This is a genomic window from Chryseobacterium sp. 3008163 (assembly GCF_003669035.1).
GTDB lineage: Bacteria > Bacteroidota > Bacteroidia > Flavobacteriales > Weeksellaceae > Chryseobacterium.
Genome location: NZ_CP033070.1, coordinates 244,878 through 267,595 on the forward strand (window position 1 = coordinate 244,878; position 22,718 = coordinate 267,595).

The following is a 22,718-nucleotide window of genomic DNA, read 5'->3' on the forward strand; positions in this document are numbered from 1 at the left end:
ATACTTTTTTATTCATATTAGAAATCTTTATAAATCTTGGATATTCACTAATTTTTCTTTGTGGATTGCTGGTTTTTTCTTTGACATTCTTTCTGAATCTGATCAAAAAAATCAGAGATAACAGTTTTTTATCTCTGTTGACTTTTATAGGAATTCCTGTTATGTGTTTGATTTTTGCCGTGATTTACTTATCATTTCTATTGCAGGTTAATACGATTTTGATAACGTTTGCAAGCTTTTCTATCATTTATTTAATCATTACAACATTACAATTTTTAATGTTCAGAAAAACAATTAAAAAATATTTTAATGAATAAAACTTTAAAAATCCTTATGCCAATTACTTTATAAATTTTTACTTACTCCAATTCACAAACAGAGTACCATACAAAAGTGGCACCTTCTTTAATCTAAATGTTAAAATAATATGGAATTGTCGAAGCAGGAAAAGACTATGTCTGGTTTGACTGTGAAAGTTTTGAAGAAAGTGAGGCTAGCTTGAAGGAAACTTTGACTTTTTCTATCTTGTACTTAATCGTATCATTTGATGAACTGATCTATAATAAGATCTTATAAGATGATTTATACCAAGAGAATTAATAAGAATCAAAATTTCAATGAACTGCATTTGCATCTTGTGAGGTTTCTGACTTTTCTATTCAGATTACCATTCAGGTAGGCACAAGGAAAACTGTAATCAATTCCTTGAAAACAATAAGAAAGAACATTGATGGAAGCTTGAAATGTTTTTGCGGAGGGTTTGTAATCTCCGATTACGGATACCCAAAAAGATTTTTTTCAGCAGTGACCACGGAATATATTCGCTATAGAAAATCGGATAGTCTCATATGCAATCATAGCAGTTGAAATATGATCTGCTTATTGTAGATTCATCGTGTGAAGATGGCAAGGCATAAGAAATTTGTATCTTTGAATAGTTGTAAACTTACATCCACATAATGATAGTAATGGACATTGAACAAATACTTGACAGGATCTATCCCTTGTCAGAATCTTCTAAGCAGATACTCAAAAGCCACATCATCGAACTCAATTTTCCTAAAAACCATGTGATCATCCAACAAGATAAAAATGAAAAAAGTTTTTACTTTATCAAAAATGGAATCGCCAGAACATATATTCAAAACGATGGCGATGAAACTACATTTTCCTTTGGTAAAGAAGGAGATACCATCATTTCTTTCAAAAGTTATATTGCCAATGAGAAAGGATATGAGAGTGTAGAACTGCTGGAAGATTGTATAGTTTACAAACTCAATACACAAAACCTGCGAAAGTTATACAGTGAAAACATAGAGATCGCCAATTGGGGTATTAAGTTTGCGGAAAATCTGCTTTTAAGGGCAGAAGACAGATTGCTGGCAAGGCATTTCGGAAATGCTGCCGATCGTTATGAACTTCTGTTAAAAAACTATCCCAACTTATTACAAAGAGTTCAGCTAGGATATATTTCCTCTTATTTAGGGATCACACAAGTGAGCTTAAGCCGCATCAGAGCTAACATAAAATAGTATTGTTTTTTTATCATTTGTTAAATTATTACTGATATAAAATTGAGAGTTTTGTCTGCAGAAAAAAATAAGAACAGACAAAATGCAAGATATACAATTAAGAAAAGCAGAAAACAAAGATCTTATCAGCCTACAAAAAATTGGAAAGCTCACATTTTCCGAAACATTCGCTTCTGGCAACAGCGAAGAAAATTTGAAATCATATCTGGAAACTGCATTTTCAAAAGAGAAAGTCAAAGGAGAACTATCAGATGAAAATTCTGAATTTTATTTTGCAGAGTGTGAAAATGAAATTGTCGGCTACTTAAAGGTAAACTACGGAGATTCACAAACTGAGATCAAAAGTGAAAAAGCACTTGAAATTGAAAGAATTTATGTATTGAGAGAGTTTCACGGAAAAAAAGTCGGGCAAATACTTTATGAAAAAGCCATTGAACTGGCTAAAGAGATCAATGCAGATTTTGTCTGGCTAGGTGTCTGGGAAAAAAACCCAAGAGCAATCCGATTCTACGAGAAAAATGGATTTAAAGCATTTGACAAGCATATATTCAAACTAGGCAACGATGAGCAGACCGACATTATGATGAAACTTATGCTAAAAAATTAGTGGCTGATACAGCGGTAAAAATAAATCATAAATTAAGTCATCTCCAATCTTACTGAAATATCAAACCACTACAAATACAAAAAATGAAGAAAATCGGATTAGTTGGAGGAATAAGCTGGACATCAACATTAGATTATTACAAATTTATAAACGAAGGCGTCAATGCAAAATTAGGTGGATTAAATTTTGCCGAGTGTATGATCTACTCACTGAACTTTGGAGACATCTATACTCAAAGTTGGGACAATTCATATGATTTGTTGCTTAATGCCTGCGAAAGCCTAAAGAAAAGTAGAGCAGACGGCATTGCGTTGTGTGCAAATACTGCTCACCTGTATGCGGACAGACTTCAGCAAGAGATCAATTTGCCGGTAATCCACATTGTTACAGAAACAGCCAAAACAATCAACAAAAATGGGTTTAAGAAGATTGGGCTCTTAGGTACAAAGTTTACCATGGAGATGGGCTTTTACAGAAACAAGTTTGAATCATTTGGTCTTGAAGTCCTGATCCCTGAAAAACCTGAAACCCGGGAATACATCCAATATACATTAAGAGAAGAATTGGGTGTTGGATTGATTAATCCTGAAACAAAGGAAAAGTATAAAGAAATTGTACAGGATCTAGTAGACAGAGGAGCAGAATGTATTGTACTGGGCTGTACAGAAATACCGATGTTAGTAAGCCAAGACGATTTTAAAATCCCTGTGTTTGACACTACAAAAATCCATTCACAAGCTATTGTTGAATTTATAACTGCCTGACAAAACAAGAGACACGTCCTTGTGAGGTTTCTGATTTTTTTTATGCAGATAAACATTCAGGAAGGCACAAGGAAAACTGCAATCAATTTCTTGAAAACAATAAGACAACAGATTGATGTAAACTTGAAATATTTTTGTGGAGAGTTTGCAATCTCTGATTACGGATACCCAAAAAGATTTTTTTCGGCAGTGACAACGGAATATATTTGCTATAAAATCAGATATGCCTCCAATGCAATATTGAATATGATCTGCTTATTGTAGCTCTAATAAATAAAGAGAGCGATATGGAAAATTTAAAATATCAGGAAGCTGTAAATACCGAAGAAATAATCATTGATATGAAGACGATTATAACTCAGCTACATTGATGATTAATGTGTATTTGTAGACATTCAAAAAAAACAAAACTTTCGTAACTCCAAAGAAACTTTAATTTTATAAATTTACCATCAATAAAATAACAGACAATGAGTTTCGGACAACAGATGCTATTCTTTTTTAGTGCAATAGGTGCCTTTAATGGGCTTCTGTTAGGCATTTATCTATTGTTCATTAAAAAAAACAGATATATTCCGGATTTTTTTCTGGGATTAATTCTTTTGACATTGAGTATTAGGGTAGGAATCTCTGTGTGTATTTATTTCTATCCGGATTGGCCAAGAATAATTCCGAATCTTGGATTTTCAGCACTGTTTTTTACAGGACCGGCACTGTATTATTTTATCCGATCATCTTTTTTGAAAGAGCAGTTTGATCTTAAGAATGCTATAAAATCTTTCGGAATTCTGACATTGGTCTTATGTGGAGCAGGGCTTTTATATCTTGTTTTTCCTATTTTATGGGACAATTATTTTGGAACATTTATTTATGGGATATGGACTATTTTTATTTTTCTATCGGTTTATGATTATTACATCTTTTCAGAGAAAAATACCAAGCCGGATAAATTTATCCTTCCTGTTTTAATAAGCAATATAATCATATTTCTGACATATCAGTTTATTTCTACAGGCTGGATCCAGGTGTATTGTGCTGGTGGAAGCCTTGTATTTTCGTTCGTTTTATATGCCAATTTTTTGGTTTTATTTAATAAAAAACACCAATCAACAGCCACAAAAGAAGAGAATAAATATTTCAATAAAAAAATATCTGATCTGCAGGCAGATAATTTTGTTTCAAAATTGGAAAGGCTTATGAATGCCGAAGAATTATACAAAAATCCAAATTTAAAATTAATTGATCTTGCGTTGAAAATGAATATGTCTGCACATCAGCTTTCACAATTCCTGAATGACAATCTGGGTAAAAGTTTTTCTACATATACTAATGAATACAGAATCAATGAAGCGTGCAATAAAATTGAAAATGGCTCCTATCTTAAGATAGAGGAGATTGGGTATGAAGTCGGATTCAATTCCAAATCTACATTTTTTTCAACTTTTAAGAAAATTAAGAATACAACTCCACTTTTGTACAAGCAATCTCAAACCGCTTCTGAACCTCTGTTTCAGAGTTCAAATTTATAATTCTGTACTTCGGAATTTAAACTTCAAAACCTGATTTTCGTAAGTATCAGATACTTTTGGTCTCATAAAATTAAACGTTTATGAAAACCAGATCAGGAATTTTTATTCTGTTATTATTCTCATTTTTTGCACAATCACAGGAAGTAGTGAAAGAAGACTCCTTAAAGAGAAATAATAAAAAAGATTCAATTACAACTATTTCCGAAGTCATTATTCAGGCTTCACAAAGAAATTTAAAACTAAATGACGGCAACATTGTAATGAGTGTTTCCGGAAATAAAAATTTTAAGACATCAACTAATATTCTTGAAGTTTTAAGAAAAACTCCTGGTGTAACGGTAGATCAGGAAGATGGTATTTTTCTTGGCGGAAGAATTAATCCGGCTATTTTTATTAATGGAAAACCCGTTGTAATGAGCAGTCAGGAGCTGCAATCCTATTTGCGGTCACTGCCACCGGAAATGGTGGAGTCGATTGAAGTAAACTCCAACCCATCTTCAAAATATGATGCAGAATTCAAAGGAATAATTGATATTAAATTAAAAAAGAATACCAATCTGGGTTGGAGAAGTAGTTACATCGGGAATGTTTACGCCAACAAATTTAACTACAGAGAAAACTCACTGAACTTGTCTTATAACACCGATAAAGCAATCTATAATCTGCAATTAGGTTATAATGACGGAATGTCGACATATCGTTATAATGCTCTTCAGCGTTTGGCAAGTACAAACGTAATGAGAACCAAAACCTATCAGGAAGATGAAACAGAAATCTATAATATTCAGACCGGAATTGATTATAAACTGAATGATAAAAGCAGGTTCGGATTAAATTTGAGAGGAAGTTTCAGAGAAAATTACCGGGTACGATCTGGCTCATTATATACAACAAATGAAGATGAAACGCAGTTGGTTTTTAATACGGAAAGTAACAATCCTACACATTACCTCCAAAATAATTATGGTATAACTGCAGATTACTCTTTTCAGAATAAAAATTTCAAGCTTAATTTTTTGGGAAATTATCTTTCAGTTGAAAATAAGCAACAGGATGATTTTATCAATAGAGACAAACCGACGTCGGAACTTTTATCTTATTGGAAATCAGATCTTGTAAACAAAATAAATATTTATACCGGACAAATTGATGTATCACAAAAAATTGGAAATTCTACCTTCGAAATTGGTGTGAAATTTAGTGATACCAATACGGATAATAATATAAGATATGATACATTATCAGTAAATAATCAATTTATATTTGACCCCACCCGAAGTAATATGTTTTCTTACAAAGAGAAAATATTTGCGGGATATCTGGCTTATAACCATAAATTTAATAAGCTTCAGATCAATGCCGGTTTAAGGTTTGAAAATACCCAAAGTATTTCTAATGCCATCACCACAGATTCAATCGTATCAAGAAATTATCTAGAATGGTTACCCTCTTTTAGCGCAAATTATGCATTTAATAAATCGAATGAGCTGTCCGTGTCTTACAGCCAGAAAATTACCAGGCCGGCTTTTTCACAACTCAATCCGTTTAGATTTTATTTCAGCCCACTGAATTACTGGATCGGGAATCCTTATCTGCAGCCATCTTTTACAAGCCAGATCAAAGCAACCTATCGTTTCAAAAATTGGGTGACAAGCTTCACTGTTGGAAGTGAAAAAGATGTAATGACCCGTTATCCACTCTATGATCCCGAAACCAATGTTTTGGAATATTTAGGAACCAATCTGCCTTATAGAAATTTTGCAGCTTTGGAAATGAGTTTTCCTATAAAAATAGCTAAATGGTGGAATGTAAACAGCCAATTTACAGGATATTACAATCATGAATTCCGGCCTTATCTGGATGAAGTTTTTGCTCTGAAAATTTATAATTACGAAGTTCGGTTGAATCAAGTTTTCTCATTACCCAAAGGCTATACAATCAATGTTTTTGCAAATTATGAATCCAAAAGCGGTAACAGTTTATACATTATAAAACCACGATATACTATAGATCTTTCGGTTCAAAAATTATGGTTTGATAATAAATTGAATACGAAAATAGGTTACAATAATATTTTTGATTCCTACGATCAGCGTCTGGAATTCAGGCACAAACAAATTATGGACAATCAGTTTACGCATTGGTGGGACAGCCGAAAACTACTTTTCTCATTAAGTTATAATTTCGGAAGTTCAAAATATCAGGCAAAAGAAATTCAAAAGACCGAGGAAGAAAACAGAACCAGATAAAATCTGACAGCACATGCTTCTTCCACAAATTGTAGTTAGTTTTGTCCAAAAAAATATTCATAATCAATATATTAACTGGATTAACCGGAAAAATTCCGTATGCTGAAATTAAAATATTATTGCTTTCTTTGGTTTTTGGAACAATTGTCAGTATAGCTACAATCCATTTTCTTGTAGTATTCAGTTAAATATCAGTGCTTTTTGTACGTAGTGATGCAAGTAAACCCTAAATATATGATTTTTACAAAACTTAAAACCAAAATTCAGATTAACTTGATACTCCAATGCATCGGTATGTTAATTGGCACCACTACGCATTTGCTGTGGATAATTAATCATGGTTTTTTTTCGGCAAAATATCACGTGGGGGTTTTATCAATGCTTTTTTGGGATAGCTTAACGTTTTTAGACCCAATAGCCGCAGTTTTATTGATATCAAGACCCAAGGCCGGGATCTGGATGACGGCTATTATAATTGTTGCCGACGTTTTGCACAATGGCATCCTCTGTTTTAGTGTTTTATTATCAACCGATGTACCTGTTATCAGCTGGGCTAAAAATGAGTGGATGTTTTGGATTCAATTATTTTTTGGATTATTTGTTATAGCAACTTTTAAAGGCAACTTAATCGCGTTGAAAATAAAGAGGGTCCGTAAAATATAAGTTAAAAACAATATCTACTTTGTATTGACGACAATAAAAAAACAGCGTTTTACTTATAAAAAAACAGGCTTAAAAAAAGAGAAAACGTCCAAAATTGGACTAATCAAATGTCTTTAATTAAAGTTTAAAACAATTTTACAATGAAACAATTTTTACTATTGCTCCACGAGGACATTCAAAAAATGAGCGAACTCTCACCGAAGGAAATGCAAGAAAATAGCTAATGCACATATGGTCTGGGCTGGCAAACTAGTCGAAGAAGGACATTTGATTTCAGGAGATGGGCTGCACGAGAAGGGTGTTACGATTACTGGAAAAGACTGTATTATTAAAGACGGGTCTTATCTAGAATCCAAAGAAATTATTGGCGGTTACTATTTGCTGCAAGCAGGTGATTTGGAAACTATTGTCGAATTAGCAAAAGAATGTCCTACGCACCTTTTTGGCGGAACAACAGAAATCCGGCCAATAATGGAAATGGAAGATTATGAGTAACAAATTATTTCAAAAAGACGAAGTAAATTACAGGGCTTTGTATGGAACGCTTTTTTCTGGACTATTAGGTCAGTTTGGAGCACATTACGTTTCCGAAATTGAAGATGCAATTCAAAACTCATTTTTGAAATCATTAAAAATTTGGAAACAAAAAAGCATACCTGATAATAAAGAAAATTGACTTTTCATAGTAGCCCGTAACGACTTATTGGACCAAATTAAAAATAAGCAGAAGCAAAATAATCCAATTTCTTTTGAACTTTTTGAAGAGAACCAGATTACAGATAATGGAAACGATTTGCGGCTTCAAACTATTATTTTCATAGCATCCTTGTCTACTATTGCTCCGCAAGCTAAAGTAATTTTTATTCTTAAATTCTGTTAGCAAATAATAATTGTGAGAGTTTTTCGCTTATCTAGTTTTTATCACCAAATAATTTTCAGAAAATTGAGTTTAAAAAACCTTCATTTTTCAGTGATTCTCTATCGTTAGCTTGAGTTACTAATTCATTTGTTTTTAAAATTCTATTTGGTGTTGAATCAACAAATGAAATTTATCTGCAAATAACTAAAAAACAATTTTTCACAAAAATAGTCGTTGACATATTTAATCCCATAATCTTATCGTACAGGAGTCAATTCATTACTGCCCACTTTTTTGTGAAGCAGGAATGAAACCTGAATATCTTCGTCATCGGTCTGGGCATGGATAGCAGAAAGGTAATCTTTATACATTTCGCTTGTTGGCTGCAAGGCAAGCACCTTTCCTCCTGCATACAAAACCATTTTAAACTCTTTTATGGGTAAAATATCCCTTTTTTCACGAATTGTACCACTCATTTCATCCCAGCGTTCTTTGGAATCTGCTGAAGTATTCCAGTAAAAAGCTTTTGCCAGTTCCACTTCCTTATCGTACATCAGTGATGCATAAGCATTCACATCTTTTCTTATCAGCACATTTCTGAATTCGTTATAAGCTGCAACCGCTTCTTTCAGTAATTCATCCTGGTTCTCCTTACTCAAGTCTTTAGAATTTTTCCATCCTTCTATCTGATAAGGAACTATCGCAGCAAAGGAACCTTTAAATTCAAAAACCTTTTGCCCGCTGCCCACGAATTTTTCTGTTCCGGGCTTATTTGAGCTAGTGAATTCAAAAACCTGTTTTGGGTTATCTGTAGACCTGTCTATGGCGTGATGAATCACTTTGATCTTAAATTTGGAACCATCCACAAGTGTCGGCGACCAGCTCTGGTCTGAAAGCTGAGGCGGAAACAAGCGTATGATAATCTCCTGTTTTCCACTTGTCAGTATGTGATCATTGATTGGAATACGCTGTTCATTGGCACTACCCGCTAGCAAATAGCGGTGCAGGGGCACGCCATTGATCAAAATTTCATAACCACAGGTATCCGAAGTAAATTCTACCTCATATAATGGGTTGTAATTATATGTCCTTACCTGCTTGTAAATATCAAGCATCTTCTGGCCCGTCTTTTCCTTACTATTAATAGTTGTAGCGGACGATTGTTTCTGCTGACAGGAAGCCAGGCTAAACATCAATAATAAGCTTGATATAATTAGTTTTCTCATGTTTCAATCTTAATCACTCTTTTTTTTGTCAAAATCAATAGTAAAGATAATTCTTTCTTCATTGATCTTAGGCGCTGAGTTGTTTACTTCTTAATTTTTCTGGCTAAAAATCGTTGATGGTTTTTCTTCAGGTTCTCATTGAATTCCTTGCTGATGAATTCATTATCGATTCCTCCATTGCCGTTTTTATATTGCCGTCCAATTTCTTTCTCGCCCACATCTGCAAGTTGACCAAGCGTATTAGTAACAAAACTTCCGTTTTTCTTTTTTCTTGGAATTACCAAATTGGGCAATGATTCCAGATAAATATTCCATTTTCCTTCTTCTTTGCTTGCATAGAGGACCTGAACATAATCTACTTCTGCCTGTGGGTCCTTATCCTGGTTGAGGAGCAACAAGTATCCTTTATCATTACTGCTGTTCAGAAAAACCTGGTCGTCGACTTTCCATTCACTGTTACTGAGGAATTGAACGCCTTCAATGCCTTCGGCGAGCCATAAGGTTAGGATCTTGCGAGCTGCAACTTTTACTTCTTTCTGTGCTTTCATATGCATTTTATTTGTTTCCTCAGCATTTATTTTTTTGCAACTGCTGGCTGTGCCATACAGTAGCAAAAAGGACATACAGATTAAGATAATGTTTTTAGTCATATTATTTTGGTAAAATGTAACCCTGCTGATACAGGTTTATTCTTACAACATTGACAATAGGGTCAATATATAGAAAAAGCTGATGCAAAAAGTACGCACGGTTCTCATAATGTGGCGGTACTTCTTTCCTGTAGAATCGAAGTTTGATTTGAAAGCCCATAGGTTATGATTTTGAAAGCAATTCCCAACACCTTAAATTTATAAAAGATAATGTGGTGGTAAGTATAATAAAAATACAATTTTAAAAGCAATTCAAAGAGGTAGGTTCAAATAAATATTGCATTGAAGTACATTTTTTTTCATCAAACGGCGGTAAAGCAATTTCATGACGTAACAATATCTAGGAAAACTTCTTTCAAGATTTAAATACAAAACTATTCAGGAGACACCAAGAAAATCATTCCTACAGTTCGAACGTAAAACTATTTTATTTTTCTGAATTCAATATTTATAATATTTGCTCCTGATTGCAAAATTCAATAACATTGATCATCAAGTTTCGGATTGAATTGATCACTGATCTGAATATCAATCGACATATAAAAAACGCCTGTATCATTTAGAAAAAGAAGGTCAATTCAAACTGAAATTACATGATCCTGAAAATTGAAATCAAGTTGTCAATGCCCCTAAATTTTGCAGACCGAAGCAAAAAATTGGCAAACTGGACAAATTGAAAATTACGAAGATAATTCTGAGGAACTTTTGAATATTTTTGACGGAAATCCACAAACTTACATTGATTGGGCGACAGAATATTTTGACGAAATTTTTGTAGAAAACGGAATTCCATTGGAAACGGTGACAGAAATTTATAACGGAAAAACACTGACAAGAGAAATGGTTTTGACAATCGTTGAGGAACTTGAAGATTGGGAACAACTTGAATCTGACTTAGAGGAAATTGGTTATTCGTACAGCATTAACTAACATACAAAATGCCATCTGGTAACAGTGTTTTACGATAGAAAGCTACGAAACTTTGTAGGCAATGCTAATTAAGACCGTTTAAAATAATTTTTATATTAATCCAAAATGAAAATTATTTTTTTCCAACTTATATCTTTGATTATTATTAACGACCCTGCCAGTAACTGTATTTTCGCAATCGACCGACTTTTTCATTTATACTTCGATATCCCCACCTTCTTAAAGCCCCAAAAGATAGTATTGTAAAGTTTTTTCAGTCAAATATTAATATTCTAGTTATTTGTATATAAAATTGCTGAATGTTCTGATTATCTGTTAGGGTTTAGGAGTAAATTAATTAACTATTAGTTATACAACATATAATTTTAATACTTTGAAGCGACATTTTTTATTGATTCTGACTGGCTCTTCGCAGGAATTCTAATTTATGGATTATTTGATATTGATTTTTCAAATAACGAATCATTAACAAAATTCTTCTTTAAATCTTTCCTAACAGCAGTTGGAACAGGATTGATATTGGGAATATTAAATATTTTTTTAAGATTGGCAATTTCAAAAAGAAGTAAAACTATTAGTGGAAACGTCTCAAAATCATCATTCAGGAAATCGACAGAATTACTGCTAGAAAATGCCTATAAAATTTTTAGTATTTTAGATCCACTTAATAATGACATCATGAAAAACAAATCTCAGGTATTACTGATCATTGGAATAATTGCTTTGGTCATAGGCAGCTATCTGTATTTTCAGGTAGATACTGATGCGGTCAATCAAAAAAATATAGAAATTGCTACAACCGCAACCAGTGCGGAAGAGGCTGCTAAACAGATTTCTGCCAACAACAAAAGCGAAGTCGGTGACAATTCTATAGCACTCTTTTTACTGGGTCTGGGCGGTGTGCTTACTTTGGTATCTATCATCAACATGGTGAAGAAAAAACCAATATAATTTAATATTGGGTAAAAACAAAAGCCATAAATTGCTTCCGGCTTTGTTTTTCCTATAGAAATTATTCTTATTTCAGGCTTAAATACTGATCAAAATAAGAAGTTGGAGTTTGGTCAAAATCACCTCAGAACTATCCTTTTAAATTTGATTATAATTTTGAATCATAATAGTATCAAAATTTACTGACTCATCAATATAAAAATTGAGCATAAAGAGTATATAAATTTGTTCCAAAAAATAGTTGCAAGTTCAGTTCATAGTTATAATTTTTTATTCATACTTACCATTGAGTAAATTTAAACGAATTTTTAGCGGAAAAAAAAATGTATTTGTAATCGTTACCGGTTTAGGCTTGGCGTCACAGGGTAAATCAGGAGCTTCAGCATCCATGTAATAAAGTTAAATTGAAATACAATAATTAATCCTTTATTCTTCAGCCTCTATAATACCAAACTCATGTTGGTGGCAGTTTATTTTATTCGTATTGCTTTTTTATTGCCATTGACAGTATAACCATTGATAATGCCGTTTAAATTCTTTGAAAATTTATAATCAGCTTTATTTTCTGTAATATAAAAGTCCAACTCCGTTGTAAAATACATTTTGCTTTGAATTGAACTATTTAGCCATAGCCCGTTTTCTTTTTTCACTATAGATACCGTATCTCCATCAAGCAAATAAGTACCAACATAATTTTTTAGAATATCATCAGTCAAAGTAATCGTTTTTTTCACTGCTGGATTATAAAAATCAGCCCATTTATAGACGATTGCCACACTATTGATTATTTCATTTAATATACCTAAATTGTCAGAATTAACCATTACGACCACTCCGTTACCATATTCAAGACTACCCCTGTACTGACAAACAAAACCTTCATTTGAGCCACTGTGCTGAAAATATTTTTCGTTTCCTTTCTTATTTATATAAACCCCAAACGCATTTATACTATCTAAGTAAGGTGTTAACCTTAACCTTGTCATCTCAGGAGAAAGCACTTTTCCCGATTTTCCCTGAAAGGAAAGTTGCGTTTCAATGATATACTTAGCCAGGTCAGTTGGGTTTGTCCAAAGTCCTGCCGCCGCTTTTTCCGGATAAATATTGTATTTGCCTTCTTTCATCTCCTCACCATAACGATTGTATCCTGTGGCTAATAGATTTTGCTTGTCTGGTGGCGGAGGTTGGGTAAAAAAACTGTTATTCATTCCCATCGGCTTCAATACTTGCAGCCACATATAATCTTCATATTTCTGTTGTGTGATATCAGTGACAATTAATTGCGAAATTGTTGTACCTCCACCCGAATATTCAACCTTTTTACCAGGTTCATACATAGAACGAACCGCTAGTGAATTAGCAGGGCTTTTGCCATCTAATATTTCGCTTAATGTGGGTATGCTATCTCCTTCGGGGTAGCCCTTAAAACCATGAACTGTCAACCCCGCAGTATGACTTAACAGATTTGCAGTGGTGATCTTTTTATTGTTCGATAAAGAATCATACGGAAATTTCCATGTTTTTAAATAGTTATTTATATCATCATTTAAATTTATTTTTTTATCCTGAACCAATTTTAAAACACCCACTCCGTTCAATGATTTGCTTAGGGATGCTGCCTGAAACAATGTTTCAGTTGTTACAGGACGATGCTGTGCTATATCAGCCCATCCGTACGATTTAACCCATTCAATTTTATAATCCTTGATTACGGCAATACTAAGCCCGGGAATTTTGTATTGAACCATTCTTTCTTCTAAGGAAAATTTTAAACTGTCCTGAGCCATAGCCCAAGGAACCAAATTATTTTCAACTTGTTTAATTTTATCCTGAATCTCTTTTGAGTAAGTATTCGCATTTTGTCCAAATGCCAAGTTTCCAAAAATACTGAGTAATACAACCGTTGTTATCTTTTTCATTTATATGTTTTTATATTCGGAGATTATTTAATATTTCAGGATGTTCTCCAAATCCTCTTTCATCTCCGCATAATGTTTCTCCATCTGTAATTCTGTAAAGTTGGGTTTGTTTAAAAGCATCGTCTCTGAAAACAACAAACAGATTTCATTCGAAAAATAAGTCCCATCAATCAATAGATAAACTTCCTGGTTCTGGCTGTAGTGGAGCCTTGGAGCCTTTGCAAGTATCATGTTAAAATACCTTTTAAGAGTACTGACTGAATATTCGGATTCTTTTGAAATCTGATCATAAGTTGGTTTTCCAATAATACGTTGGAACAAGTGCCCGCAGATCAGGTAAAAGTTATTACTAATCCTTCTTAATCTAAATACTATTCTATGAATCTATTCCCTGTTGTACGCCCGAAGATAACCAACACGTCAAAGGCCTTGATAAATTTACCAAGATAGGGGCTGACCTTCAGTTTTCCTTGGCCTATCGCATCCCGTAATGGTCTTAGGTCAAAAAGTGCCCATTCATCTCCCTGAATCTGACTATAAAATGGGGCGAACATATCCAGTTCTTTATCAGTAGAAACATCATAGGGAATTATAGCTTGGGTATTATCTACCGGTGCCATTTGATTAATTGTGCCAATCTTTCCAAAGACCAGAATATGCAATGACAGTTTGCCACTTGCATCAGCGAGGTTATCGGCTAGGTTTCCTACCTCAAAAGAACCTTTTAGGTCATCCGTCCTGCCTACATGGTTGGCACCAAATTTAAATAGCAGCTTTGGAATATTGATGGCATCTTTTGTAATATAAGGAGATAGATAATTGAGCAGGTTCTTCTTCATCATGTTGGTCCTGGCGGCATAGCTGGTGTTGGTAAAAATCGGTAGACTTGCCCTCAAGTCACGAAGCATTTTTTTACACTCGTTACTTTCATTTCTAAAGGAAAGCAATAGGGAATCTACCATGGAGGCTTTCAGCTTATAAGCACTGAAATCATTATAACGATCAATATTCTTATAGATCGGGCGATCATGTATAGCATATTCTTTCGCCTTTTTGAGAGCCAAATCCCTGTTAATTGGTGATTTTGCCAGTCTGCCCAATGTATTAAAAAAAGTGCCTAACGACAAAAAGCTGATTTCATTCAAACCCCAGATATCGGTATGAGCCAGTGTCATCTGCCTCGCCAGTTCCATTTCCGTTTGATAACTGTAAAAGGCAAAATCATAAGGATTCTGCTTAAAGTAGCTACTATAGCCCACGGTGTTTAAGCTTGTCTCTTTTAATTTGCCTGCGGTATAGGGGTCAATCTCTACCACTAATGCTTCCGGTTTGAACACATCGGCCACCTTCATGGTAAACACGGGTATCTCGGCTTCCCCGTGTTGTTCGCCTATTAAAACAATCTGCGCCTTGTTGATCTCCGCTCTTAAACTGTCCCATCCTTCTCCGTTAAAACCTTTGGTATCGTAATAGAACACCCTTTTATGAACAAGGCTGTCAAATTTTGGATTTTTAGCTGTTTGGGCAAGTGCAGTGCTGGTATTAATAAGAGATAATAGTATTATCAGGCTTTTAAATATCTTCATTAATTGATGGAATAAGGTTATAAAGTTAATTTTATAGGCATGAGGTTAATTTACTCATAAAAAATTGACAGGTTATTGGGAGAAATCATTGCAATGTTTGACATTCAAATACTGAATCTGTTTGAAAATGATAAAATAGGAATTAAGTGTTCGACTGTAAAACCCCTATCCCCACTATGAGGGATTAGCTGATATCTTCTTAAGTAAGGAACGTGATGCGACGGTTTAAATTAGTTTTTACTCAAGCAATATACCTATAATTTCCTCCCACAAAGCCAGTAACTGTCCCTCTTTTATACTATCGATAAGAGTTCCTGCGTTTGTACACAGGACGACGCCGGTATTTTTAGAAGGAAAATAAAAAGCATAGGCACCGGCTCCGGCACCACTACCCTCGTGGCCGATTGCCTGCAGACCACCATTGGTGTTATAAAATTGTAGTCCTAAGCCATATATCGGAGTACTCTGATAACTAACCGCAACCTTCATTTCTTTCAGCGATGCTGGTGACAGTACGGTTTCGTCATGGAGCAGTTTGTAATAAAACCTAGCTATATCCTGAACGGAAGCAACAATACCGTCATCGCCAATGAAGGTAAGTACTGTACCCAATTGCAACTCGCTCACATTGTTAAAAATGCCGTCTGCTTCTAGATAGTTAGCCGTCGTCCCTTGGGGAGCCGTAGTGCTTGCCGAGCCCGCTATATAATATGTGTTGGAAAGTCCAATGGCGTTAATTATTTTGTCCGTAATATACGTTCGATGCCCGTTTGGAGTAACACTATCAATAATAAGAGCCAGCAAGTGATAATTTATATTGCAATAACCAAATGAGGCGCCGGGTGCAAATTTTGCGGGTTGACCGTATACATAGCTCAATACCTGTTCGCTCGCCATAGGCAGTGGCCCTGCAAAAACATCATTTAAAAACTGATTGTTATCTAAATAATCAGGAAGGCCTGATGTCATATTAAGCAGTTGCCTTACCGTAATGACATTTCCGTTTGGCAGATTGTTACAAATATTAGGAAGATAGGCACTTACTTTGGCATCGAGATTAATTTTGCCCTCTTCTTTCAGCTTTAGAACAGCAATTGCGGTAAAGGTTTTTGAAATACTCTGCATATAGTGAAGTGCAGAAGCGGTCATCGGCTTTTCCTTAATTACCGCGTCTCCTGCAACCAGAGTGTAATTCTCGGAAGCTGTCTTTACACTAAGACTTAAGCCGGGGAAATTGGACAAAGCTGTATCAAGTTTTTGCTGTGCCAACGCTTTTTTATCAGGTGAGGGGTTTAAATCGTCATTGCTACATGAGGTGATAAAAATAACAACAGCTAGTAATAAAAACTTTTTCATAAAATTTAATTTGAATTATTTAAATGCAAAATTCACATAAGAAAAATTAGAAGAGGTTTCAAAAGCTTAAAAGTGCATAAATTGGTACTTATTTGCTGATATTTATATTTGGTGTCTGCCGCCAACTTTTTTAAAGGCTTTATAAAAAGTTGTTTTTGAAGTAAAGCCAGATTCTAATGCCGTCGCCAGAAAATTATAATTTTCATATTCAGAATTTAAAATCTTTTCCTTGACAGCTTCAGCCAGATATTGATTGATGTAATGGGTGAAATTTTATCCGTTAGGTGGGGTTGATATTAAGTGTTTGCCCCACTGTTGAACAACTTGCCAGAATTGCCGAAAGTAAAAATGTAAATTAATCTTTTTCGTAATTATTATATACTTGGGATTTTATCTAGCATCATTTTTTTATTATTCTAAAATTTTCAGTTCTTTAAAAATAGATTTTGTAATTTCTTTCCTGCAGTTTCCAAAATTTAATGAATTTAATTTTCTATCCTGCAAAATCCGAGTGGCAAATGGTAGAGCCAGTTTCCAAACATATCAAAATAGCACAGCATCGCAATCATAAATCGAGGAAGAAATTTGTAATCCACCAAGGCGAATCCCAAAATTTAGATTTTCAGGATAATTATGCAGATCTGATTATTTTACATGGTCCGCTGTATCATCTTCAAAATGAAAAAGATAGATCATTAGCAATTTTGGAAGCGAAACGAATTCTTAAAAAGATGGGATTATATTGGGTTTCACCATTAATTACACCGCATCCACTTTAGCAGGACTTCTAAATGGATTGATTCATAAGAACACTTTTTTTGAAATGTGTAGGGCAGAATTGACAACCAGAATACACAATCAGCCCATTGATTTTCCCTGGATATTGGCGGAAGCTTATTATCACAATCCCAAACAATTGGAAGACGAGTTTTTGAATCATAATCTGTACTTTCTCAACATTTACGCAGTGGAAGGAATTGCATGGCTAGATAAAGACTATTTCAGGAATATGACTGATGAAATTACAAGAAAAACCTTAGATAAACTTATAGAAATTACGGAAAATGATAAAAACCTTTTATCATTCAGTCCACATATGATGATAGCAGTCAAAAAATAAAATTGATATGGAAAATAAAGAACGCTTTTACAAAGCATTACAAAAAAACAATGGTCAATTCAATGAAACTGATCTTGGTGAAATGATGGGAATCGATCCTGATGAAACAAGAAAAATCATTGTGGAGTTACTCTCTGAATACAAAATTGAATATAAAGAAAATAAAGCATGTAATTATAATATCATAAAATCATCCGGTACAGGTAAAAATAAATTTTGATTTTAATCAGTGTTTATGATTTTAAGATTAAACTTCTTTATAAAAGCAACCTGCAGAGGTTGCTTTTGCTTTTATATTTGGGAATGTTTACTTGATAACTTCTATTATTTTATGACTAATTTCCGGGTTGAGATCACATTTTTCCTTTAGTAAAGTAAAAACCGAGATCGTTGTATTCAATTCTGGAAGATATATGACGTCTGTTTCCCACCAACCACCGTGGTGATAGCCTTTGTTGCCATAGAATGACGGAAAATTGTAAAGTCCCAAACAGTAATTATTATTCGTTTCTCGAGGATTCGTATACGTATATATTTCTGGCAGGAGCTTTTTGTCCTTTATTATTTTGCCTTCAAACTGGTATTGGAAAAAAAGTGCTAGATCTTTAGTCGTAGAAGCCAATCCACCGCCTCCATACAAGTCCCAGGAAGGATCAAATTCAAAAGAATCCCAATTGTAGGTATTGGAATACTGATGCGCAAATACTAAAGTGTTTGCAGGTTTTTTTTCTAAATCAACAAACCAGGTTGCATTCAAACTGAGTCTTTCAAAATCTAATAAATTCCGGATTGCAGTGCAAAATGATTTCCATGTTTGTTTTTCTATAATTTCGGATAGCAACAGATAATTGATATCGCCATAAGCAAACATTTTTCCCAGCTCCAAAGGTTTTGCGATGGTCATTGCCCATTCGATTTGTTGATCTCTGGTCCATTGATGATCAGGATTTTTCCCAACATAACTAAAATAATAATCATTCACATAATCTGCGATTCCGGAGTTGTGGGAAAGTAAGTTTCGAATGGTTATTTTATTAAGATGACAACCCCTTTTCAACAATAATCTTTTAGTTTTTTTAGATAAAAGATTCAATATTGGCTGATTTAACTGAAGCTTTTTATTTTCTATTAATTTTAAGATTGAAGCAGACACATAGGTTTTGGTATTACTCGCAATCAGAACAGGTTGGTCTTTATCAATTTTCTCTGTACTGTATTTATCCGCAGTAGGTCCAGGAGATTTTTTTGCCCGGTGCTTTCACGTAAATCATAATTCCAATGGCATCTTTATTTTTATCGTATGTTGAATCTAAAATCTTCTGAAACTGTAATTCAGATTGTTGAGCGCAGAAAGTTGAAGAAATAAATAAAAATAAAATTCCTAAATAATTTATTATTTTTTGTTATTACATTTTTTTATAGGAGACATTCAAATTTATAAAATACATAAATCAGTCATCTTTGTTTTGAACTGATGTGTAATTGAATATACTTTTTATAATTATCAAATTTACATTGACACATTCATTCTTAAAATGGTTAATAATAACCAATTGTTAGTTGATTTCCTTTTCTAAATTTGCAAGTAGTATGGGAATGTTATTGCAGGTTCATTTTACAGCTATTATCGGCACAATATTTCAATGCCTAACTTATAATATAGAATTTAATATTTACAACCAACTAAAATTTATGAAAAAAACTATTCTGCAATTGCTTATCCTGCCATTCCTTTTTGTGGCTTGTAAGATGCAAAATCCAAAAAATGCTGAAAATAACTTTTCTGAATCTTTCTTACCGATGCAAATCGGAAACTATTGGAAGATTGATGCACAAAATTATACCGAGATACAGAATACCATGAGAATAGATGGTAAATTGTATTATAAATTCTATTCCTTGATTGGCGGTGACGCTGTTTCAACAACGTACCTTCGAATCGATGAGAATAATGAACTAAAGGAATCATGGCCAGAAGCAACAGGCAAGGAATATACCCGCGCAAAGTTTAATAGCAAAGTTGGCGATAGTTTCTTTACTCTTAATGACCAGACTACCAACGATTATAAAGTAACTGTCATTGAAAAAACTGATAAAAAAATAACCTTTTCTTTTGATATGGTTTACCAAGATAATATGAAAGGACATCCACATCAGGTAACTTATGTTAAGGGGCAAGGTTTAGATGATGATTCGAAAAGCATTAAGATTGACGGGAAGATATTAAAGTAGTCCTGCTTTTTGGATATCAATAAATTTTGAAACAATAACTTAAATTCCATTGAATACCCTTAAAATATTATCAGTATCTGTCAATAAATCGTTTGAATATAGTCCTGTCAGGTTCACAAATTGCCAAATGGCTCCAATTTAATCTAAATGGAGCCATTTTTTATTATTTTGATAACAGAATACGCCGGATTAATGTTTTTTAAAGTATTTTAGATTCCAATGGAACCCAGCCTTTTAACGCTTCAAAAATTGCCATCAATTTCGAGGGTATTTTTTTGTCTTCCACGGTATCAAGTTTAAGATTTGAATCTATTTTTTCTTCTTGCCCACTTTCAACTAATTCCACCCAATCCGGATTGATGACCAAAGTTCTGCCTATTGCCACCATAGAAATACCGTAGTCTAAAACCTGATCGGCCATCGAAGGTGTTGTCATACCTCCAGCTACAAGAACAAGAACCCTGTCGTTTACATAATTGTTAAGTACAACTGATATTGGCTCATCTGAAAATTCTGAATCAATTGGTTTTTGATTTACAGCATCCAATAGAGAAAAATGTAGATAATCGATGTTTTCTTCAATCAACTTATCAATTAAAATGAAAGTATCTTGAAGTCCATAAGTCTTTTGTGGCATTTCTTCCGGTGAAATTCTGTAACCGATTAAAAAAGGACGATCAGCATAATCTGAAACTACTTTTTTCACTTCTCGAACGATTTCCAGACTAAGTCGCAAACGATTTTCCAGAGAACCTCCCCATTGGTCATTTCTTTTATTGAAAAAAGGAGAGATGAAATTCTGAAGTAAAAACCCGTGCGCTCCGTGAATCTCAACACCGTCAAAACCTGCTTCGATCGCTCTTCTGGTAGTTTCTCCAAATGCTTTTATGGTTTCCAGAATTTCATTTTCAGTTAATTCTTTCGGAAGATTTTCTTTATCGGAAAGCAGTATTGGGCCACTTGAAACCGCACTTGCACTTACCACTTCTCCATCGGGAATTAGACCGGGAATTGCTTTGTTACCTGCGTGAAACATCTGCAAGATCGCTGGTGCTCCTCCACTCTTTGCTGCATTTGCCAGCTTCGTTAGACTTGGAAGAAAAGTATCATCATATCCTGCAAATTCGTGGGTAAAACCAATTCCATTAGCCATTACGTGAGTACATCCTGTAATCACCAATCCTACCCCATTTACTCTTTTATGGTAATATTCGACTTCTTCATCAGATATGGTAAAGTCTTCATTCGATGCCCAGGTGGTCATAGGAGACATCACAATTCTGTTTTTTAAACTAATTCCTTTATCAAATGATAAGGGAGAAAATAGCTTATTATATTTATTCATTATTTATTTTATTTTTAAATGCAAAGCTCCATTGGAAGCAATATGATGCTCCCAGTAAAAACTTTGACGCTAAGATTTTTTTGATTATTTATCGTAAAGATGAAAAAGCTTTGCAACCACTTTCCACTCACCACTGATTCTAATTAATGAGTGGTAATCTGTAAAATCTTCATCGGCAGCATCGTGTTCCATTTCGATACGAATAACTGCTGTAGTGGGTGTTTTATGTAAAACCGTAAGATTGGTTTTGATGTTAGGTGCTGCGCCAAATTTCTCTACATATGTATACAGGTTATTTATACTTCCTTGCGACAGATCATTACCTAAATGACCATACATGATCGCATCCTTGTGAAAGGTCTTTTTTAATTCTGCTACGTTTCCTGTTTTTAATCCTTGAACATAGCCTTCCATTACCGCCAAGACATCTTCATAATCCTGAACAGTGTTGATATTTTTATTTGCTGACATTATTTTATGGTTTGATAAATTTTACTGATAATTTTCCAATCGTTGCCGTCTTTTACCAAAGTAAACATATCGGCATATTTGTTGGTCCCAAATTGAGATTCGATTCTCACAATTGCGGCATCTCCCTCTGCATCTAAAGTAGTTAGTTTGTAATTTGCTTCCATTGGCTCTGCAGCGGAAAATCCGTCAAAAAGTGCCTGTATTGGAACACTTTTCAATGCTCCGTCTTCGGACCATGACATGGTTGCGGTTGACGCAAATGCCGGTTTTGCAATATTGCCGTCGCCTTTTCTTCCTGCTTCAACATATAATTCTATTGGTTTCAGGATAGCTTCTTTTTGTTCTTGATTGTTTTGCATAACTTCTGCTTTATTGTTTTGATTGTTTTTATCTTGACAGGAAATTGATAATCCGCTAATTGTCAATGCTGAGATAATTGCCACCGTTGGGACTGAAGAAAATATCTTCTTCGAAATTTTTCCAATGTTTTGCCTTAACCCATCAGGAGTAGAATTTGCGGAACTCGAAATGATGTTTTTACGTTTTTGAATATTTTTCATAAATCGTCCTTTTTTGAATATTGTTAATTTTGAGAATAATTAACTGTGTTTTTGAACAGAATAATTAAGCTCTTTTTCTATAACAAAGGTACGATGACGAGAATGGGATGCTTTTTCTAATTAGTTAAAAGATTTTGACTAATTAGTCCTTTTTTGAGGATTAGAAATT

General features: G+C 34.0%; 24 protein-coding genes and 1 pseudogene. 14 read left to right on the forward strand and 11 right to left on the reverse strand.

Annotation, left to right across the window (positions count from 1 at the left end; all coding sequences use genetic code 11):
• Positions 1–968 precede the first annotated feature (968 nt).
• The 8 genes from EAG08_RS00965 (at position 969) to EAG08_RS01000 (ending at position 8,020) form a co-directional block, all read left to right on the forward strand.
• Positions 969–1,532, forward strand: a complete 564-nt coding sequence (locus tag EAG08_RS00965) for a Crp/Fnr family transcriptional regulator (RefSeq protein WP_129533845.1) — start codon at positions 969–971, stop codon at positions 1,530–1,532.
• Between the two features lie 82 nt (positions 1,533–1,614).
• Positions 1,615–2,139, forward strand: coding sequence for a GNAT family N-acetyltransferase (locus EAG08_RS00970; protein WP_129533846.1), 525 nt, complete (start codon positions 1,615–1,617; stop codon positions 2,137–2,139).
• An 83-nt stretch (positions 2,140–2,222) separates the two neighbouring features.
• The gene (locus EAG08_RS00975; protein WP_129533847.1) at positions 2,223–2,903 is read left to right on the forward strand and encodes an aspartate/glutamate racemase family protein; all 681 of its coding nucleotides are present in this window, start codon (positions 2,223–2,225) and stop codon (positions 2,901–2,903) included.
• Positions 2,904–3,373: 470 nt separating this feature from the next.
• On the forward strand, positions 3,374–4,432 hold the full coding sequence (locus EAG08_RS00980; protein WP_129533848.1) for a helix-turn-helix domain-containing protein: 1,059 nt from the start codon (positions 3,374–3,376) through the stop codon (positions 4,430–4,432).
• Positions 4,433–4,512: 80 nt separating this feature from the next.
• The gene (locus tag EAG08_RS00985; RefSeq protein ID WP_129533849.1) at positions 4,513–6,681 is read left to right on the forward strand and encodes a TonB-dependent receptor domain-containing protein; all 2,169 of its coding nucleotides are present in this window, start codon (positions 4,513–4,515) and stop codon (positions 6,679–6,681) included.
• A gap of 234 nt (positions 6,682–6,915) precedes the next feature.
• Positions 6,916–7,344, forward strand: a complete 429-nt coding sequence (locus EAG08_RS00990; protein WP_129533850.1) for a hypothetical protein — start codon at positions 6,916–6,918, stop codon at positions 7,342–7,344.
• Between the two features lie 231 nt (positions 7,345–7,575).
• Entirely contained in the window at positions 7,576–7,839 is a 264-nt protein-coding gene (locus EAG08_RS00995) for a YciI family protein (RefSeq protein ID WP_262696779.1), read from the forward strand.
• The gene (locus EAG08_RS01000) at positions 7,832–8,020 is read left to right on the forward strand and encodes a hypothetical protein (RefSeq protein ID WP_129533851.1); all 189 of its coding nucleotides are present in this window, start codon (positions 7,832–7,834) and stop codon (positions 8,018–8,020) included. Before EAG08_RS00995 ends, EAG08_RS01000 begins: the two co-directional genes overlap by 8 nt.
• A 440-nt stretch (positions 8,021–8,460) precedes the next feature.
• Here EAG08_RS01000 and EAG08_RS01005 read toward each other — a convergent pair whose 3' ends face one another.
• Both EAG08_RS01005 and EAG08_RS01010 read right to left on the reverse strand, forming a co-directional pair.
• Complete coding sequence (locus EAG08_RS01005; RefSeq protein ID WP_129533852.1) at positions 8,461–9,429, reverse strand: hypothetical protein; 969 nt, start codon at positions 9,427–9,429, stop codon at positions 8,461–8,463.
• Positions 9,430–9,512: 83 nt separating this feature from the next.
• The gene (locus EAG08_RS01010) at positions 9,513–10,079 is read right to left on the reverse strand and encodes a hypothetical protein (protein ID WP_129533853.1); all 567 of its coding nucleotides are present in this window, start codon (positions 10,077–10,079) and stop codon (positions 9,513–9,515) included.
• A 636-nt stretch (positions 10,080–10,715) separates the two neighbouring features.
• Between EAG08_RS01010 and EAG08_RS01015 the strand changes: the two genes are divergently transcribed.
• Together EAG08_RS01015 and EAG08_RS01020 are read left to right on the forward strand one after the other, a co-directional pair.
• Positions 10,716–11,009, forward strand: a complete 294-nt coding sequence (locus tag EAG08_RS01015) for a hypothetical protein (protein ID WP_129533854.1) — start codon at positions 10,716–10,718, stop codon at positions 11,007–11,009.
• Positions 11,010–11,555: 546 nt separating this feature from the next.
• Positions 11,556–11,960 (forward strand): hypothetical protein, encoded by a 405-nt coding sequence (locus EAG08_RS01020; protein ID WP_129533855.1) that lies wholly within the window; start codon positions 11,556–11,558, stop codon positions 11,958–11,960.
• 470 nt (positions 11,961–12,430) lie between these two features.
• Here EAG08_RS01020 and EAG08_RS01025 read toward each other — a convergent pair whose 3' ends face one another.
• The 5 genes and pseudogenes from EAG08_RS01025 to EAG08_RS23035 all read right to left on the reverse strand — a co-directional run.
• A complete protein-coding gene (locus EAG08_RS01025; protein WP_129533856.1) occupies positions 12,431–13,879 on the reverse strand; it encodes a serine hydrolase domain-containing protein in 1,449 nt (482 codons plus the stop codon).
• Between the two features lie 27 nt (positions 13,880–13,906).
• Entirely contained in the window at positions 13,907–14,110 is a 204-nt protein-coding gene (locus EAG08_RS01030; RefSeq protein WP_228446699.1) for a hypothetical protein, read from the reverse strand.
• Between the two features lie 140 nt (positions 14,111–14,250).
• A complete protein-coding gene (locus tag EAG08_RS01035) occupies positions 14,251–15,465 on the reverse strand; it encodes a hypothetical protein (RefSeq protein ID WP_129533857.1) in 1,215 nt (404 codons plus the stop codon).
• A 237-nt stretch (positions 15,466–15,702) separates the two neighbouring features.
• Complete coding sequence (locus EAG08_RS01040; RefSeq protein WP_129533858.1) at positions 15,703–16,821, reverse strand: serine hydrolase domain-containing protein; 1,119 nt, start codon at positions 16,819–16,821, stop codon at positions 15,703–15,705.
• A 411-nt stretch (positions 16,822–17,232) separates the two neighbouring features.
• Positions 17,233–17,340 (reverse strand): annotated as a pseudogene (locus EAG08_RS23035) (penicillin-binding transpeptidase domain-containing protein); the annotation flags it as partial.
• Here EAG08_RS23035 and EAG08_RS21630 point away from each other — a divergent pair.
• From EAG08_RS21630 to EAG08_RS01050, 3 genes are read left to right on the forward strand one after another with little or no spacing between them, the layout of a single operon-like run.
• Complete coding sequence (locus EAG08_RS21630) at positions 17,340–17,600, forward strand: methyltransferase domain-containing protein (protein ID WP_410493346.1); 261 nt, start codon at positions 17,340–17,342, stop codon at positions 17,598–17,600. The pseudogene EAG08_RS23035 and the gene EAG08_RS21630 overlap by 1 nt on opposite strands.
• Positions 17,564–17,941, forward strand: a complete 378-nt coding sequence (locus EAG08_RS21635; protein ID WP_228446701.1) for a hypothetical protein — start codon at positions 17,564–17,566, stop codon at positions 17,939–17,941. The genes EAG08_RS21630 and EAG08_RS21635 overlap by 37 nt, the downstream gene beginning before the upstream one ends.
• A gap of 7 nt (positions 17,942–17,948) precedes the next feature.
• Positions 17,949–18,161 (forward strand): hypothetical protein, encoded by a 213-nt coding sequence (locus EAG08_RS01050; protein WP_129533859.1) that lies wholly within the window; start codon positions 17,949–17,951, stop codon positions 18,159–18,161.
• Between the two features lie 87 nt (positions 18,162–18,248).
• On the opposite strand, the gene EAG08_RS01055 is transcribed toward EAG08_RS01050, so the two are convergent.
• Entirely contained in the window at positions 18,249–19,142 is an 894-nt protein-coding gene (locus tag EAG08_RS01055; protein WP_129533860.1) for a serine hydrolase domain-containing protein, read from the reverse strand.
• Between the two features lie 491 nt (positions 19,143–19,633).
• Here EAG08_RS01055 and EAG08_RS01060 point away from each other — a divergent pair, with 491 nt between their 5' ends.
• Positions 19,634–20,173 carry a hypothetical protein gene (locus EAG08_RS01060; protein ID WP_129533861.1) on the forward strand — a complete coding sequence of 180 codons (540 nt, stop codon included), beginning with the start codon at positions 19,634–19,636 and terminating at the stop codon, positions 20,171–20,173.
• Between the two features lie 199 nt (positions 20,174–20,372).
• Here the strand turns inward: EAG08_RS01060 and EAG08_RS01065 are convergent, their stop codons facing one another.
• The 3 genes from EAG08_RS01065 to EAG08_RS01075 form a co-directional block, all read right to left on the reverse strand.
• Positions 20,373–21,518 (reverse strand): NADH-dependent flavin oxidoreductase, encoded by a 1,146-nt coding sequence (locus tag EAG08_RS01065; RefSeq protein WP_129533862.1) that lies wholly within the window; start codon positions 21,516–21,518, stop codon positions 20,373–20,375.
• A gap of 84 nt (positions 21,519–21,602) precedes the next feature.
• Positions 21,603–21,989 carry a nuclear transport factor 2 family protein gene (locus EAG08_RS01070; protein ID WP_129533863.1) on the reverse strand — a complete coding sequence of 129 codons (387 nt, stop codon included), beginning with the start codon at positions 21,987–21,989 and terminating at the stop codon, positions 21,603–21,605.
• Entirely contained in the window at positions 21,989–22,549 is a 561-nt protein-coding gene (locus EAG08_RS01075; RefSeq protein ID WP_129533864.1) for a nuclear transport factor 2 family protein, read from the reverse strand. Before EAG08_RS01075 ends, EAG08_RS01070 begins: the two co-directional genes overlap by 1 nt.
• Positions 22,550–22,718: the final 169 nt, after the last annotated feature.